13 protein-coding genes are annotated in these 16,024 nt (G+C 52.2%); 9 read left to right on the plus strand and 4 right to left on the minus strand.

Annotated elements, in window-relative coordinates:
- Positions 1-30: 30 nt before the first annotated feature.
- Positions 31-1,080 (minus strand): YeiH family protein, encoded by a 1,050-nt coding sequence (locus J4617_RS00180; protein WP_000137966.1) that lies wholly within the window; start codon positions 1,078-1,080, stop codon positions 31-33.
- Positions 1,081-1,200: 120 nt separating this feature from the next.
- Between J4617_RS00180 and yieE the strand changes: the two genes are divergently transcribed.
- The 3 genes from yieE to cirA all read left to right on the plus strand — a co-directional run bounded on the left by yieE (position 1,201) and on the right by cirA (position 6,060).
- Positions 1,201-2,064: a DNA-binding transcriptional regulator YeiE gene (yieE, locus tag J4617_RS00185; protein ID WP_000548316.1), complete on the plus strand. Its 864-nt coding sequence runs from the start codon at positions 1,201-1,203 to the stop codon at positions 2,062-2,064.
- A gap of 189 nt (positions 2,065-2,253) precedes the next feature.
- The gene (gene lysP / locus J4617_RS00190; RefSeq protein WP_000534999.1) at positions 2,254-3,723 is read left to right on the plus strand and encodes a lysine-specific permease; all 1,470 of its coding nucleotides are present in this window, start codon (positions 2,254-2,256) and stop codon (positions 3,721-3,723) included.
- A gap of 345 nt (positions 3,724-4,068) precedes the next feature.
- On the plus strand, positions 4,069-6,060 hold the full coding sequence (gene cirA, locus J4617_RS00195; protein ID WP_000488252.1) for a catecholate siderophore receptor CirA: 1,992 nt from the start codon (positions 4,069-4,071) through the stop codon (positions 6,058-6,060).
- Positions 6,061-6,103: 43 nt separating this feature from the next.
- Here cirA and J4617_RS00200 read toward each other — a convergent pair whose 3' ends face one another.
- Positions 6,104-7,426: an MFS transporter gene (locus J4617_RS00200; RefSeq protein WP_000023806.1), complete on the minus strand. Its 1,323-nt coding sequence runs from the start codon at positions 7,424-7,426 to the stop codon at positions 6,104-6,106.
- A gap of 32 nt (positions 7,427-7,458) precedes the next feature.
- Positions 7,459-8,346, minus strand: a complete 888-nt coding sequence (gene serB, locus J4617_RS00205) for a phosphoserine phosphatase SerB (protein ID WP_017465882.1) — start codon at positions 8,344-8,346, stop codon at positions 7,459-7,461.
- A 216-nt stretch (positions 8,347-8,562) separates the two neighbouring features.
- Between serB and J4617_RS00210 the strand changes: the two genes are divergently transcribed.
- Together J4617_RS00210 and J4617_RS00215 are read left to right on the plus strand one after the other, a co-directional pair.
- The gene (locus J4617_RS00210; RefSeq protein ID WP_208290665.1) at positions 8,563-9,930 is read left to right on the plus strand and encodes an L-serine ammonia-lyase; all 1,368 of its coding nucleotides are present in this window, start codon (positions 8,563-8,565) and stop codon (positions 9,928-9,930) included.
- 4 nt (positions 9,931-9,934) lie between these two features.
- Positions 9,935-10,324, plus strand: coding sequence for a helix-turn-helix transcriptional regulator (locus J4617_RS00215; protein WP_000876817.1), 390 nt, complete (start codon positions 9,935-9,937; stop codon positions 10,322-10,324).
- On the opposite strand, the gene fghA is transcribed toward J4617_RS00215, so the two are convergent.
- Positions 10,313-11,170: an S-formylglutathione hydrolase gene (fghA, locus tag J4617_RS00220; RefSeq protein WP_000425488.1), complete on the minus strand. Its 858-nt coding sequence runs from the start codon at positions 11,168-11,170 to the stop codon at positions 10,313-10,315. The genes J4617_RS00215 and fghA overlap by 12 nt on opposite strands.
- 329 nt (positions 11,171-11,499) lie before the next feature.
- Between fghA and folE the strand changes: the two genes are divergently transcribed.
- From folE to mglB, 4 genes are all read left to right on the plus strand, one after another.
- Positions 11,500-12,168: a GTP cyclohydrolase I FolE gene (gene folE, locus J4617_RS00225; RefSeq protein ID WP_001139611.1), complete on the plus strand. Its 669-nt coding sequence runs from the start codon at positions 11,500-11,502 to the stop codon at positions 12,166-12,168.
- Positions 12,169-12,182: 14 nt separating this feature from the next.
- On the plus strand, positions 12,183-13,325 hold the full coding sequence (gene yeiB, locus J4617_RS00230; protein WP_023198576.1) for a DUF418 domain-containing protein YeiB: 1,143 nt from the start codon (positions 12,183-12,185) through the stop codon (positions 13,323-13,325).
- A 149-nt stretch (positions 13,326-13,474) separates the two neighbouring features.
- On the plus strand, positions 13,475-14,497 hold the full coding sequence (gene galS, locus J4617_RS00235; protein ID WP_000628631.1) for an HTH-type transcriptional regulator GalS: 1,023 nt from the start codon (positions 13,475-13,477) through the stop codon (positions 14,495-14,497).
- Positions 14,498-14,995: 498 nt separating this feature from the next.
- Entirely contained in the window at positions 14,996-15,994 is a 999-nt protein-coding gene (gene mglB, locus J4617_RS00240; protein WP_017465879.1) for a galactose/glucose ABC transporter substrate-binding protein MglB, read from the plus strand.
- The last annotated feature ends 30 nt before the right edge of the window (positions 15,995-16,024 follow it).

Raw genomic sequence — 16,024 nt, forward strand, 5'->3', positions numbered from 1 at the left:
AACGGGTTAACAGGCGTGAAACGTAATAATTTATGCGATAAGGCTATGGATTAGGACGTTAATGGCGCCACCGCCAATAATCAGCCAGGCGAATAATGCCAGCGCCATCAGCAGCGGTTTCGCCCCCGCTTTTTTCAATGCGCTAACGTGAGTGGTCAGACCCAACGCCGCCATTGCCATCGCCAGCAGCACCGTATCCAGCGTCACCAGCATATCCACCACGGCTTTCGGCAGCAGGTGGAAAGAGTTGAAGATCGCCACTACGATGAAGAAAATAGCAAACCACGGAATGGTAATTTTGCTTTTTTCCGCGCCGGTCGCCGGTGAAAGCTGTTTAACGCGTGCCGCCAGAATGATCAGGAACGGCGCCAGCATCATGACACGCAGCATCTTAGCGATAACTGCCGCATTTTCCGCATCCGGGCTAACGGCGTGACCCGCTGCGACCACTTGCGCGACTTCATGCATGGTTGAGCCGATATAGATGCCGTAAGTTTCCGGGCTGAACCAGTGCGCCAGCAGCGGATACATTGCCGGGTAAAGGAAAATAGCGATGGTGCCGAAAATAACGACAGTCGCGACGGCTACAGTAACCTTACTGGCTTCCGCTTTTACCACCGGTTCTGTCGCCAGTACCGCCGCCGCGCCGCAGATACTGCTACCGGCGCCAATCAGCCAGCTGGTATGCCTGTCCAGACCAAAGACTTTTTGGCCTAAGAAGCAGGCCAGCATGAACGTGCTGGAAAGCGTTAATACGTCAATCACAATACCGCTAATACCCACGTCGGCGATTTGTGAAAAGGTAAGGCGGAAGCCGTAAAGGATAATCCCTAAACGCAGCAGATGTTGTTTTGCAAACAGCACGCCGCCGTCGCATTGTTTCCATATTTGTGGATAGACGGTATTCCCGATAACCATACCCAGCAGGATAGCCAGGGTCAGGGCGCTGAACCCCGCGCCTGCAACGGCAGGGATAGCGCCGCCCCACAGGGCGACTCCTGTAATGACGGCGCTCAGAGCGAGCCCCGGTATAAAATGCCACATTGTACGACGATGATTCTGCAAGGTGAGTTCTGTCATAACCTTCTCCTGTATATGGACAATAAGGTTACGGTGATCTGGTTTAAAAATAAAATTGATTATATATTTATAATTAATCTTTATAAGTGGTAAGTGAAACGCTATCGGTGGGATACGACTATGCATATTACGCTACGACAACTTGAAGTGTTTGCTGAAGTACTGAAAAGCGGTTCAACAACCCAGGCGTCGGTCATGCTGTCATTATCGCAGTCCGCCGTTAGCGCCGCGCTCACCGATCTGGAAGGTCAGCTCGGCGTACAGTTGTTTGATCGGGTGGGGAAACGGCTGGTGGTCAACGAACATGGGCGCTTGTTATATCCGCGCGCGCTGGCATTGCTGGAGCAAGCGGTAGAAATTGAGCAGCTATTTCGTGAAGATAACGGCGCGATACGGGTTTATGCCAGTAGCACCATCGGCAATTACATTTTACCCGCCATGATTGCCCGCTATCGCCAGCATTATCCGGCCTTGCCGCTGGAACTCAGCGTGGGAAACAGCCAGGACGTGATTAACGCGGTGCTGGATTTTCGGGTTGATATCGGCCTGATTGAAGGACCATGTCACAGTACAGAGATTATTTCTGAGCCGTGGCTGGAAGATGAGCTGGTGGTCTTTGCCGCGCCGTCCTCGCCGCTGACGCAGGGGCCGGTGACGCTGGAACAGCTTGCGGCATCCCCATGGATTTTACGCGAGCGCGGTTCCGGTACGCGGGAAATTGTCGATTATTTGCTGTTGTCGCATTTGCCGCGCTTTCATATGGCGATGGAGTTGGGGAATTCAGAAGCGATCAAACATGCGGTGCGTCATGGACTGGGGATAAGCTGTTTATCGCGCCGGGTGATTGCTGAACAACTCCAGGCGGGAACCCTGGGCGAAGTCGCGGTGCCGTTACCGCGCCTGGTGCGCACGTTGTGGCGTGTTCATCATCGGCAGAAACATCTTTCTAACGCGTTGCAGCGTTTTTTGAGTTACTGTGAATAAAGGTGAAGAGGAGGGCTGCCCGGGCGGCATCGCCATTTTTAGTATCCGCTTACGTATACGTTATTCTCTGCTTTACTTATAATCCGTGGCCGGTCATGAAGGTCTCTTATAACCGCGCATTTGTGTCGGAAGGATAGTATTTCGTCTGTTACAATCGCGCCTCATTTTTTGGATGGATAGCATTTTCACATGGGTTCCAAAACTAAAACCACAGAAGCGCCCGCGCTACGTCGCGAATTAAAGGCGCGTCACCTGACGATGATTGCCATTGGCGGCTCCATCGGGACAGGTCTTTTCGTTGCATCTGGTGCGACAATTTCTCAGGCGGGGCCAGGCGGCGCGCTGTTTTCTTATATTCTGATTGGTTTGATGGTCTACTTCCTGATGACCAGTCTTGGCGAGCTGGCGGCCTATATGCCGGTATCTGGCTCGTTTGCGACATATGGTCAGAACTATGTGGAAGAAGGCTTTGGTTTCGCGCTGGGCTGGAACTACTGGTACAACTGGGCGGTGACTATCGCTGTTGACCTGGTTGCCGCGCAATTGGTGATGGGCTGGTGGTTCCCGGACACGCCGGGCTGGATCTGGAGCGCGCTATTCCTCTGCGTCATTTTCTTGCTGAACTACATTTCCGTGCGCGGTTTTGGCGAGGCGGAGTACTGGTTCTCGTTAATTAAAGTCGCGACCGTTATTATCTTCATCATCGTTGGCGTAGCGATGATTATCGGTATCTTTAAAGGTGTCGAGCCGGTCGGCTGGAGCAACTGGACGACGGGCGATGCGCCTTTTGCTGGCGGTTTTGCGGCAATGATTGGCGTCGCGATGATCGTGGGCTTCTCTTTCCAGGGAACTGAGCTGATTGGTATTGCCGCCGGGGAATCTGAAAACCCGGAGAAGAATATTCCGCGCGCGGTGCGTCAGGTGTTCTGGCGTATTCTGCTGTTTTATGTTTTCGCGATTTTGATTATCAGCCTGATCATTCCTTATACCGATCCAAACCTGCTGCGTAACGACGTCAAAGACATTAGCGTCAGTCCGTTTACCTTAGTGTTCCAGCATGCGGGCTTGTTGTCTGCGGCGGCGATAATGAATGCGGTTATCCTGACGGCGGTACTGTCTGCGGGTAACTCCGGGATGTATGCCTCGACCCGTATGCTCTACACCCTGGCCTGTGACGGTAAGGCCCCGCGTATTTTTGCGAAATTGTCCCGCGGCGGCGTACCGCGCAATGCGCTTTATGCCACCACCGTGATTGCCGGTCTTTGCTTTTTGACCTCAATGTTCGGCAACCAGACGGTCTATCTGTGGCTGTTGAACACCTCCGGTATGACGGGCTTCATCGCCTGGCTGGGGATTGCCATTAGCCATTATCGCTTCCGTCGCGGTTACGTGATACAAGGGTATGATGTGAATGATTTGCCGTACCGTTCCGGGTTCTTCCCGCTGGGGCCGATTTTCGCCTTTGTACTGTGCCTGATTATTACGTTGGGGCAGAACTATGAAGCGTTCCTGAAAGATACCATCGACTGGGGCGGCGTCGCGGCGACCTATATCGGTATTCCGCTGTTCCTGCTTATCTGGTTCGGCTACAAGCTGATAAAAGGTACGCATTTCGTGCGCTATAGCGAAATGCACTTCCCGGAACGCGTTAAAAAGTAACGCGGTATTCTCGTCGTAGGCCGGATAGGCTTTTATGCCGCTATCCGGCACTGACTGCCTGAATCTGACTCTTCTAACCCTCTCATTCGAGAGGGTTTTTTGTTTTTTCTTCATGATTGGTTCAAATGACATAATTATTAACAATTAAATTGATAATTATTATCGTTTGCTTTATCGTTACGCTCGAAATCAGAAAGGATGAAGATTCGGGCGCGACCGTCACTAATGAGCCCGACTCGCCTGCATAAAAAGAGTTCGCCGTGATAACCGTTATCGCAGGCGAAACGTAATGCGTTGTGAGCGATAACCGATTTTTTTGTCGTATTTACCTCATGGAGAAATGGAATGTTTAGGTTTAACCCTTTCGTTCGGGTAGGGCTTTGTATGTCCGCAGTTACGTTGGCCTGGCCGGTTGCCGCGGCAACGGATGATGGTGAAACTATGGTCGTTACCGCGTCCGCCATCGAACAAAATCTGAAAGATGCGCCAGCAAGTATCAGCGTCATTACCCAGCAAGATTTACAGCGCAGGCCCGTGCAAAACCTGAAAGATGTCCTGAAAGAGGTGCCGGGCGTACAGCTCACTAACGAAGGGGATAACCGTAAAGGCGTGAGTATTCGTGGTCTGGACAGCAGCTATACGCTGATCCTGATCGACGGTAAGCGCGTTAACTCCCGTAACGCGGTCTTCCGCCATAATGATTTTGATCTGAACTGGATACCGGTTGACGCTATCGAACGTATTGAAGTGGTGCGTGGCCCCATGTCCTCGCTGTATGGCTCCGATGCGCTGGGCGGCGTGGTCAACATTATCACCAAAAAAATTGGTCAGAAATGGCACGGCAGCGTCACGGTTGACTCCACTATTCAGGAACATCGCGACCGTGGCGATACTTATAACGGTCAGTTCTTTACCAGCGGTCCGCTGATCGACGGCGTGCTGGGAATGAAAGCCTACGGTAGCCTGGCGAAACGCGAAAAAGACGAGCAGCAGAGTTCCGCCACCACCGCTACGGGTGAAACGCCGCGCATTGAAGGATTTACCAGCCGGGATGGAAACGTCGAGTTTGCCTGGACACCAAACGAAAATCATGACGTTACCGCAGGCTACGGTTTTGATCGCCAGGACCGGGACTCCGACTCGCTGGATAAAAACCGTCTGGAACGGCAAAACTATGCGTTGAGCCATAACGGACGTTGGGATCTCGGCAATAGTGAGCTCAAATTCTACGGCGAAAAAGTGGAAAACAAAAACCCCGGCAACAGTAGCCCTATTACGTCAGAAAGCAATTCGATTGACGGGAAATACGTTCTGCCGTTAGCGTCTGTCAACCAGTTCCTCACCTTCGGCGGCGAATGGCGTCACGATAAACTGAGCGATGCGGTCAACCTGACCGGCGGTTCCAGTACTAAAACCTCCGCCAGCCAGTATGCTCTGTTCCTTGAAGATGAGTGGCGCATCTTCGAACCGCTGGCGCTGACCACCGGTATTCGTATGGATGACCATGAAACCTATGGCGATCACTGGAGCCCGCGTGCTTATCTGGTCTATAACGCAACGGATACCCTGACGGTGAAAGGTGGGTGGGCCACGGCCTTTAAAGCGCCGTCGCTATTGCAATTAAGTCCGGACTGGGCGACCAACTCCTGCCGTGGCGGATGCCGCATTATCGGTAGCCCGGATCTGAAACCTGAAACCAGTGAAAGCTGGGAGCTCGGCCTTTATTACCGGGGCGAAGAAGGCATACTGGAGGGCGTGGAAGCGAGCGTTACCACGTTCCGTAACGATGTGGACAATCGCATCAGCATTAGCCGTACCCCTGACGTTAACGCCGCGCCCGGCTATTCCAACTTTGTCGGTTTCGAAACCAACAGTCGGGGACAGCGCGTTCCGGTCTTCCGTTATTACAACGTGAATAAAGCGCGTATTCAGGGCGTGGAAACCGAGTTGAAAGTTCCGTTTAACGAGGCGTGGAAACTGTCGTTGAATTACACCTATAACGACGGACGCGACGTCAGTAATGGCGGGAACAAGCCGCTTTCCGATCTGCCGTTCCACACCGCGAACGGTACGCTGGACTGGAAACCGGTGCAGCTCGAAGACTGGTCATTCTACGTATCAGGGAATTATACCGGGCGTAAGCGGGCCGACAGCGCAACAGCGAAAACGCCGGGCGGGTACGTGGTCTGGGATACCGGCGCGGCATGGCAGGCGACGAAAAACGTTAAACTGCGTGCGGGCGTTCTGAACGTGGGCGATAAAGATCTCAAACGCGACGACTACGGTTATACCGAAGACGGACGTCGTTACTTTATGGCGGTGGATTACCGTTTCTGACAGAGACTGGCGACAGCCGCGTTTTGCCGCTGTCGCCAGAATGTTATAACCGATGCAGCCTGGAGAGCAACGCCAGCGACAGAGTCGTTAGCAGAATGGCGATTAACGCATAGATATAAACGCCCGACCACGCCCAGCTATTTTTCACCATAATTACCGGCACACCGGCCATTGCCGCGCCGACATAGCTGAACAATCCCCGAAAGCCGGTAATCGATCCCGCCGCATCCTTATGGGTCACATCCAGACAGCCGACGGCAAAAAGCATATGCGGTCCGTATAAGGCGAAGCCCATGATGGTGAACAGAATCGCGGTGAGGGTGTAAGAGGTATCCTGAACCAGCGGCACCAGCACGATGCATATGCACAGCGCCAACGCGAAGATTAATCCGGTCATCCAGCGGTTACTTTTGAACATAAAGTCAGACAAGTAGCCTGCCAGCAACCCACCTGCCAGTCCGCCCGCCTCAAACCAGGAAATAATCGAGTTCGCTTTTATCAGACTCCAGCCGTGAACCTGCGAATAGTAAATCTGCGGCCAGTCGTTAAGGATGGTGCGCGCAATATAAACTGACATATCACCGATAATAATGATCCATACCAGTGGATTGGTCAGGATATATTTCACAAAAATCTGCCAGAAGCTCAGGTTGACCGGGCTGGCCTTGACCTGGGCCAGTTCCGTCGGGTCGTTACGCCACTGCCCCACGTTGGGCAAACCTAACGTACCGGGACGATCTTTAATGGTAAATAGCGCCACTATCCCCATCAGCAGCGAAATGGCGCCGGGAACATAAAACCCCATTTTCCAGCTACCGCTAAAGGCGATAGCAAAACTGGTCAGCAGCGGCGCGAGGCTGCCGCCGATATTGTGCGCCGCTTCAACGATAGCCCACCAGCGTCCCCGTTCGTTTTTCGAAAACCACGAGGCCATAATTTTCGCCATCGGCGGAAAGCTGGTGCCCTGTAATATCGCGTTGAGACTGTACAGCACGTAGAATGCCGCCACGCTGTCGGAAAAGCCGAACAGAATATTTACAATCCCCACGCCAATCAGCACCGGGCCGGTCATGGCTTTCGGGTTAATTTTATCGACCAGCATCCCGCCGACAAACTTCATCGCGCCATAAAGAATGTAAAAAATAGAAGACATAATGGCGAAGTCTTCTGCGGTCAGCGACGTTTCCGTCAGCATGGCCGGCATCGCGGCGGAGAAGTTTTTACGGGTAAGATAAAAGACGGCATAAGAGATAAAGACCGAGGCGATAATCTCAAAACGAAATTTTTTATAGGTCTGGTCTATCTCTTTTTTCTCTTTTACAATCGGCTTATCGGGCTGGCTGAAAATAAATGTTTTTATACTCATTTTAAAATTCCCTTCCGGCGAGGTGAGTCGCGTTATAATTCATCTTCAATAAGAAAAAGAAGCAATTCGAAACCGTGATAATTAATCTGATGGTGGATTTTTTCCCGTACAACCGGCTTCGCTTTCCAGGCAATACCGGTGCCAGCATGTTCTAACATCGGCAGATCGTTGGCGCCATCACCGCAGGCAATAATATTCTCCGTGGCAATATTTAACCGGGCAGCCAGGTCAACCAGCGTCTGTTTTTTGTTTGCGGCGTTCATAATCGGCAAGGTAATGTTATCCGTCAGAACGTTATCGCGTATTTCAACCGTATTCGAAAAGGCATAATCCAGTTGATACCGTTCTTTTAGACGCTGGGTGAATATATCCAGTCCCCCGGAGATAATCGCGGTTTTAAATCCTTTGGCCTTGATGACTGGCAGAATAGTTAACAGGCCTGGCGAAAGGGTCATGCGATCGCATACGGCGTTCAGCACTGCTTTCGGTGTGCCTTTCAACATTCCGATACGTCGGGTAAAACTGGCGTTAAAATCAAGCTTGCCCTCCATCGCCTGTTGGGTAATGGCGGTGATTTGCGTCGACATGCCAAGCTCGCGGGCAATTTCATCCACGCCTTCTTCCGCAATAAATGTCGAGTCCATATCAAACGCGATAATACCGTTAGCAGGCAGTGGCTGCGGCTTAATAAAAAAATCAAACTGCCATTGCAATGAGAGTTCGCGTAAATAGCGATAAAATTCAGGCGTCAGACATTCCGCTGGCAGCGTAAGCTTTAAATAAGCGGTATTGATAAGCGCGGCATAACGTTTATCAAATAATAGCGGAAACGGCATGGTGACGGCATTAAATAACGTTTCATGTAATTTTTTCTGAAACGTATCGATATCCTGTGTAGTAATAAAATAAATAATACTCATATGATAACTCCCTTAATTTACGGGTATTATAATGGCTCTTTTGCGGCGTGGAATCTCGTGCTATCACAGATATCACAGCCAGAAAAGGGCTAAAAAAGCGTTGTTTTTGATACCAGGTAAAGTTCAGACACAAAAGGTATCACTTTTGATATGCCAACTGTGCGAGGATGTTATTTATTACTGAACGCGAATGACACTGAAAGGATTGATATAACGATGGAGAGTTGCCTTGATATATTCAAAATAGTAATAGGTCCATCCAGCTCACGTACCGTAGGGCCGATGCGCGCCGCCTGTCACTTTATTTCATTGCTCAGAGAACAAGAGACGTTACCGCTAATTCGGGAAATTGAAATCGAGCTGTATGGCGCGTTATCGTTAAGCCGCAAGTGCCACAATGTGGATACCGCCCTTTATCTTGGGCTGCTGGGTTGCCAGCCGGAGAATGTCGATCTCCGTTCGTATATGGCGGTGATTAAGCGTGCGGAAAATGAAAACAAAATCGAACTCCCGCTCTCCGACGCGGGCGGAATCACGATAAAAGTCAAGATTATCGCCAATCACCAGGCGCATCCAGGCCATCCTTATGCCATGACGTTTCGCGCCAGAGATGATTATTTCACGGTGTATGAAGAGACCTGGTTTTCGACCGGCGCCGGACAGGTTCGCAAACATGGCGAGCCGCTGACGCCATCGCTTCCTTTGCGTACAGTGTCGCCCTTTGAATTTAGTCATGCCGCGCAGTTGCTGGCGCTGTGTCGGCGTAACGGCCTGTCCGTGGCGGCGCTGATGATGAAAAATGAGCTGTGCCGCCACTCGCCACAGATGTTGCAGAATTATCTGGCGCAAATATGGGACGTGATGCAGCAGGCGGTTTATCGCGGCCTGCATACTGAGGGGGTATTACCCGGCCCCTATCAGGTACCGCGGCGCGCCTGTGCGTTACATAAGACGTTACAGGCTAACCGCTCCGCCAGCGATTTTTTAACCGCGCTGAACTGGGTCAATGCCTTCGCGATTGCGGTAAGCGAAGAAAATGCCAGCGGCGGACAGATTGTTACCGCGCCAACCAATGGCGCGTGCGGCATTATTTCGGCAGCGCTCTGCTGGTATGATAAATTTGTCACGCCGCTGGAATCCGGTGCTCTGACCCGTTTCTTCCTGACCGCCGCCGCTATCGCGATATTGTTTAAACAAAACGCCTCTATTCTGGGATCTGAAGTTGGCTGTCAGGGGGAAGTCGGCGTGGCGTGCTCAATGGCGGCGGCGGGCCTGGCTGAACTGATGGGCGCATCCGTGGAGCAAACGCTGAGCGCCGCTGAAATTGCCATGGAACATCATCTGGGATTGACCTGCGATCCGCTGGGCGGGCAGGTACAAATTCCCTGCATAGAGAGAAACGCCATCTCTGCCGTGAAAGCGATAAACGCGGCGACGATGGCGATGAGTCGCGTAAGCGAACCCTGTATCTCGCTCGATGAGATCATTGCTGCGATGTACGAGACCGGTAAAGACATGAGCGCTAAATACCGTGAAACGTATCATGGTTCGCTGGGGAAAATTCAGCCGCGCAAGAGAGGGTAACAGCGTGAAATACAATACGATGAATAACGACGAGATTATCCTGTCGTTGTGCGCCCGCTTAAAGGAGACGCGTCTGTCTCTTTCGATGACCCAGCAGCAGCTTGCCGATCGCGCGCACGTTGGCATCGCCACCATCAAGCGTATCGAGAAGGGGGGAGGGCTTAATCTTGATACGTTAATTTCTCTCCTGCGGGCGCTGGATAAGTTGCATAATCTTGATGCGGTGCTGTTTGAATCCGAGCTGCGTAATTTTCACGAAAGTTATGAAGGCGGAGAGGGCAGCGGCCGCCTTCAGGTACGCCAGCAGGCCGCGGATTTAAATAATAAATCTTCCGCGCCGCAGTCGGAGGAGGTGAACTACAGCGCGGCGCTGGAAAATTCATTATGTTGGTGACGTCTCACGCTCGTCCCGTAAATACCGGGCATGAAAGCGCAGATGGTCCTCGATGAAGGACGCAATAAAATAATAGCTATGATCGTAGCCAGGCTGGATTCGTAGCGTCATCGGCCAGGCGGTTTGCCGCGCGGCTTCCGCCAGTACGGCGGGCTGAAGCTGATCGGCGAGGAATTGATCGCTGTCGCCCTGATCGATGAGCACAGGAATGGCGTCCTGCGGCTGGCTGGCCAGCATTAATTCGCAGCTATCCCACTCAGTCCAGGCTGATTCATCTTCGCCGAGATAAGCGGTAAGCGCTTTGATTCCCCACGGCACGCGGCTGGGGTTGACGATAGGCGCAAAAGCAGAGACGCTGGTGTATTTACCCGGATTTTTCAGCGCCATGATTAATGCGCCGTGGCCGCCCATCGAGTGCCCGCTGATGGCGCAACGGTCGCTGACGTTAAACTGTGTCTGGATAAGCGCCGGAAGCTCATCGCGCAGGTAATCGTACATGCGATAATGGCTGGCCCAGGGCGGCTGTGTGGCATTGAGATAAAACCCGGCGCCGTGGCCTAAATCGTATCCGCTATCGTCGGCGACCTGTTCACCGCGTGGACTGGTATCCGGCATCACCAATACAATGCCCAGTTCTGCTGCGATACGCTGCGCGCCTGCTTTGGTGGTAAAGTTCTCATCATTGCAGGTCAACCCGGACAACCAGTACAGTACCGGAGGCGGTTCATTATCCTGAGTCGGCGGAAGAAAAATGCTGAATGTCATGGCGCAGTTTAGCGTGGCGGCATGATGACGCCAGCGCTGCTGCCAGCCGCCAAAACATCGGTGCTCTTCGAGCATTTCCATGCGGGGGCTCCTTTTATAGTGAACCTGATAAGGTATGCAGATTCTTCATAATACAGATTATTCACCGCGTTGTGAGTAACTTTCACTTCCGTAATACATAAACATGCTTCATCATTTAAATAACGTTGCGTTAACAAATATGCCCTTTGTCCTGCCATCATTCTCGCACCGGAAAAGATGTCATGAAAGGCAGCGACAATTTCAACAATTATGGGCGTGAATACTGGATTATGTGCGCTACCTCACGCACAATAATCACACTGTCACAATATTGACAAACTTTGCCCCATGCAGGGCAGAGGCGCCACACCTGCAGGAGAACACGATTAATGCCATCACTCAGTAAAGAAGCGGCCCTGGTTCATGACGCGCTGGTTGCCCGGGGGCTGGAAACGCCGCTGCGCCCGCCTATGGATGAACTGGATAATGAAACGCGAAAAAGCCTTATCGCAGGGCATATGACTGAGATTATGCAGTTGCTGAATCTCGATTTGAGCGATGACAGTCTGATGGAAACGCCGCATCGTATCGCTAAGATGTACGTTGACGAGATTTTCGCCGGCCTCGACTATGCCAATTTCCCGAAAATTACCCTCATTGAAAATAAAATGAAGGTGGATGAAATGGTCACCGTCCGCGATATCACGCTGACCAGCACCTGTGAACATCACTTTGTGACCATTGATGGCAAAGCGACCGTCGCGTATATCCCCAAAGATTCCGTGATCGGCCTGTCGAAAATTAACCGCATCGTGCAATTCTTCGCCCAGCGTCCGCAGGTTCAGGAACGTTTGACCCAACAAATTCTGACGGCGCTGCAAACCTTGCTCGGCACCAATAATGTAGCGGTATCGATTGATGCGGTGCATTACTGCGTGAAAGCGCGCGGTATTCGTGACGCAACCAGCGCCACGACGACGACGTCGCTGGGCGGATTGTTTAAGTCCAGCCAGAATACGCGCCAGGAGTTTCTGCGTGCCGTTCGCCATCATCCATGATTAAGGCGGAGACGATGGAACGTAATGTCACGCTGGATTTTGTACGTGGCGTCGCTATCCTCGGTATCCTGCTTCTTAACATTAGCGCCTTTGGATTGCCGAAGGCGGCTTATCTCAATCCCGCCTGGTACGGCGCGATCGTTCCCGAAGACGCCTGGTCCTGGGCGGTTCTCGATATTGTGGCGCAGGCTAAGTTTCTTACGCTGTTCGCGTTGTTGTTTGGCGCGGGGCTACAAATGCTGCTTCCGCGTGGTAAACAGTGGATTCAGTCGCGCTTAACGCTATTGGTACTGTTAGGTTTTATCCATGCGTTATTCTTTTGGGACGGCGACATTCTGCTGGCCTACGGTCTGGTCGGGTTAATTTGCTGGCGACTGGTACGCGACGCGCCTTCGGTAAAAAGCCTGTTCAATACCGGCATACTCCTTTATCTGGTAGGGATTGGCGTGCTACTGCTGCTGGGCGTGGTATCGAGTAGCGAAACCAGCCGCGCCTGGACGCCGGATGCGTCGGCAATATTGTATGAAAAATACTGGAAGCTGAACGGCGGCATGGAGGCTATCAGCAACCGGGCAGAGATGCTGTCGAATAGTTTACTGGCGCTCGGCGCGCAGTATGGCTGGCAACTGGCGGGTATGATGCTGCTGGGCGCCGCGCTAATGCGTAGCGGCTGGCTGAAAGGTCAGTACAGTCTGCGGCACTATCGCCGTACCGGGGCTCTGCTGGTGGCGTTAGGGCTACTGATCAACCTGCCTGCGGTCATTTTACAATGGCGGCTGGACTGGGCGTACCGCTGGTGCGCCTTTTTATTGCAGGCGCCGCGTGAACTGAGCGCGCCGTTGCAAACGCTGGGCTATGCCGCGCTGATGTTTGGCTTCTGGCCGCAGCTTAGCCGATGCAGACTGACGCTTGCCATTGCCTGCGTAGGGCGAATGGCGCTGACCAATTATCTGCTGCAGACGATCATCTGTACCACGCTGTTTTATCAGTTTGGCTTATTTATGAAATTCAATCGACTGGAACTCTTGTTCTTTGTCGTTCCGGTATGGGCAATAAACCTTCTCTTTTCCGTCATCTGGCTACGTTTCTGGCGACAGGGACCGGTCGAGTGGTTATGGCGTCAACTCACGTTGCGCGCGTCAGGATCGCTCAGATAACGATCTGGATCACATTCATTAACAAAATGGCTGTAACCGTTTCCATCCCTGTGATGTTTCTCACGCAGCCCTGGGCAGGGTGCTGACAAAATAGCCGCCTGCTAACGGGGCATTTGTGAGCATTTTTGAACTCAAACAGGGCAGTGAATATGATCACCATTCGTGATGTAGCGCGCCAGGCTGGCGTGTCTGTAGCGACCGTTTCCCGCGTACTGAATAACAGCGCGTTAGTCAGTCCCGACACCCGTGACGCCGTTATGCAGGCCGTCACCCTGCTGGGATATCGGCCAAATGCGAATGCGCAAGCGCTGGCCACCCAGGTGAGCGACACCATCGGCGTCGTGGTCATGGATGTTTCCGATGCCTTTTTCGGCGCTCTGGTGAAAGCCGTAGATCTGGTCGCGCAGCAGCACCAGAAATATGTTCTCATTGGCAACAGTTATCATGAGGCGGAAAAAGAGCGCCATGCGATTGAAGTCTTGATCCGTCAGCGTTGTAACGCATTGATTGTTCACTCAAAAGCCTTAACCGATCGCGAGCTGAGCGACTTTATGGATCAGATCCCCGGTATGGTGCTGATTAACCGTATCGTGCCGGGTTATGCGCATCGTTGTGTTTGTCTCGACAATGTGAGCGGCGCCAGAATGGCGACCCGAATGTTGCTGAATAATGGACATCAACGCATCGGCTACCTGGCCTCCAGCCACCGTATTGAAGATGACGCGATGCGCAGAGAAGGGTGGTTACACGCGCTGCAAGAGCAGGGGATTGCTGCGTCGGAGAGCTGGATAGGCACCGGCACGCCGGACATGCAGGGCGGCGAGTCGGCAATGGTTGAGTTGCTGGGACGCAATCTGCAACTGACGGCGGTATTTGCCTATAACGATAACATGGCGGCGGGCGCGCTGACGGCGTTAAAAGATAACGGCATCGCCATTCCCTTGCATCTGTCTGTCATCGGTTTCGATGATATCCCTATTGCTCGTTATACCGATCCTCAGTTGACTACCGTGCGCTATCCTATTGCTTCTATGGCGAAAATCGCGACCGAGCTGGCGTTACAGGGGGCTGCAGGCACGCTGGATATCACGGCGACGCACTGCTTCATGCCGACCCTGGTACGGCGCCATTCGGTGGCATGGCGACAGAATGCGGTACTGATCACTAACTGATTACGCACCGCATGTAACCGTTTTCAATCTGTGAGTAAATTCACAGTTTATTAACATTGTGATAGCTATGATGACAACGTTTGTCGCACTGTAACTAACGTGTAACAGTTAGTTGTCAGTTTTGCTGGGGTATTTCGCTTATAAAAACCGTTATCACAATATCCCGCGACTACCGGACAAAAATAAAGAGTTGAATAAGAGCTTATCCCATTAGGGCTATTTTACTTGCCATTTTGGACCTGGTCAGTGCTCGCCAAAACGCGTTAGCGTTTTGAACGCCGCTTGCGGCGGCCCGAAGGGCGAGCGTAGCGAGTCAAACCTCACGTACTACGTGTACGCTCCGGTTTTTGCGCGCTGTCCGTGTCCAAACTGGCTGCGCCAATAACGCCTGGTGGGATAGGCTCTAAATACGCTTCGGCGTTCAGTAACACGCGTTAACGTGCTGAACAGCCGGGCATTTTTTTACGCTATACCCTACATAATAAAACCGGAGCTACCATGAATAAGAAGGTACTGACCCTTTCTGCCGTGATGGCAAGTCTGTTATTCGGCGCGCACGCGCAGGCGGCTGATACTCGTATTGGCGTGACGATTTATAAATATGACGATAACTTTATGTCCGTGGTGCGTAAGGCTATTGAAAAAGATGGCAAATCCGCGCCGGATGTTCAGCTACTGATGAATGACTCGCAAAACGATCAATCTAAACAGAATGATCAAATTGACGTTTTATTGGCGAAAGGGGTTAAAGCTCTGGCGATTAACCTGGTCGACCCGGCAGCCGCCGGTACGGTGATTGAGAAAGCGCGCGGGCAAAATGTGCCGGTGGTGTTCTTTAACAAAGAGCCTTCCCGCAAAGCGCTGGACAGCTATGACAAGGCGTATTATGTCGGGACTGACTCTAAAGAATCCGGTGTGATTCAGGGCGACTTGATTGCCAAACACTGGCAGGCGAATCAGGGTTGGGATCTGAATAAAGACGGTAAAATTCAGTATGTTCTGCTGAAAGGCGAGCCGGGGCACCCGGATGCTGAAGCTCGTACGACGTATGTGGTGAAAGAGTTAAATGCTAAAGGTATTCAGACCGAGCAACTGGCGTTAGACACCGCCATGTGGGATACCGCGCAGGCAAAAGATAAGATGGATGCCTGGCTATCTGGCCCGAACGCTAACAAGATTGAAGTGGTTATCGCGAATAACGATGCGATGGCGATGGGCGCGGTAGAGGCGCTGAAAGCGCATAATAAATCGTCGATTCCGGTCTTTGGCGTCGATGCGTTACCGGAAGCCCTGGCGCTGGTGAAATCGGGCGCGATGGCCGGTACGGTACTGAATGACGCCAACAATCAGGCGAAAGCGACATTCGATCTGGCGAAAAACCTCGCCGAAGGCAAGGGCGCGGCTGACGGCACCAGCTGGAAGATTGAGAACAAAATCGTGCGCGTGCCTTATGTCGGCGTGGACAAAGACAATCTGAGCGAATTTACCCAAAAATAACTTTTCCGTCTGTGGGCGCAATTTTGTTGC

The organism is Salmonella sp. 32010601201800023SM (assembly GCF_017572235.1).
Taxonomy (GTDB): Bacteria; Pseudomonadota; Gammaproteobacteria; order Enterobacterales; family Enterobacteriaceae; genus Salmonella; species Salmonella enterica.

Excerpts from the sequence above, each read along its gene's own strand:
- cirA (WP_000488252.1), top strand. The coding sequence starts at position 4,069 with ATGTTTAGGTTTAACCCTTTCGTTCGGGTAGGGCTTTGTATGTCCGCA.
- J4617_RS00200 (WP_000023806.1), bottom strand. The coding sequence starts at position 7,426 with ATGAGTATAAAAACATTTATTTTCAGCCAGCCCGATAAGCCGATTGTA.
- yeiB (WP_023198576.1), top strand. The coding sequence starts at position 12,183 with ATGGAACGTAATGTCACGCTGGATTTTGTACGTGGCGTCGCTATCCTC.
- folE (WP_001139611.1), top strand. The coding sequence starts at position 11,500 with ATGCCATCACTCAGTAAAGAAGCGGCCCTGGTTCATGACGCGCTGGTT.
- lysP (WP_000534999.1), top strand. The coding sequence starts at position 2,254 with ATGGGTTCCAAAACTAAAACCACAGAAGCGCCCGCGCTACGTCGCGAA.
- serB (WP_017465882.1), bottom strand. The coding sequence starts at position 8,346 with ATGAGTATTATTTATTTTATTACTACACAGGATATCGATACGTTTCAG.
- yieE (WP_000548316.1), top strand. The coding sequence starts at position 1,201 with ATGCATATTACGCTACGACAACTTGAAGTGTTTGCTGAAGTACTGAAA.
- J4617_RS00180 (WP_000137966.1), bottom strand. The coding sequence starts at position 1,080 with ATGACAGAACTCACCTTGCAGAATCATCGTCGTACAATGTGGCATTTT.
- J4617_RS00210 (WP_208290665.1), top strand. The coding sequence starts at position 8,563 with ATGGAGAGTTGCCTTGATATATTCAAAATAGTAATAGGTCCATCCAGC.
- mglB (WP_017465879.1), top strand. The coding sequence starts at position 14,996 with ATGAATAAGAAGGTACTGACCCTTTCTGCCGTGATGGCAAGTCTGTTA.
- fghA (WP_000425488.1), bottom strand. The coding sequence starts at position 11,170 with ATGGAAATGCTCGAAGAGCACCGATGTTTTGGCGGCTGGCAGCAGCGC.
- galS (WP_000628631.1), top strand. The coding sequence starts at position 13,475 with ATGATCACCATTCGTGATGTAGCGCGCCAGGCTGGCGTGTCTGTAGCG.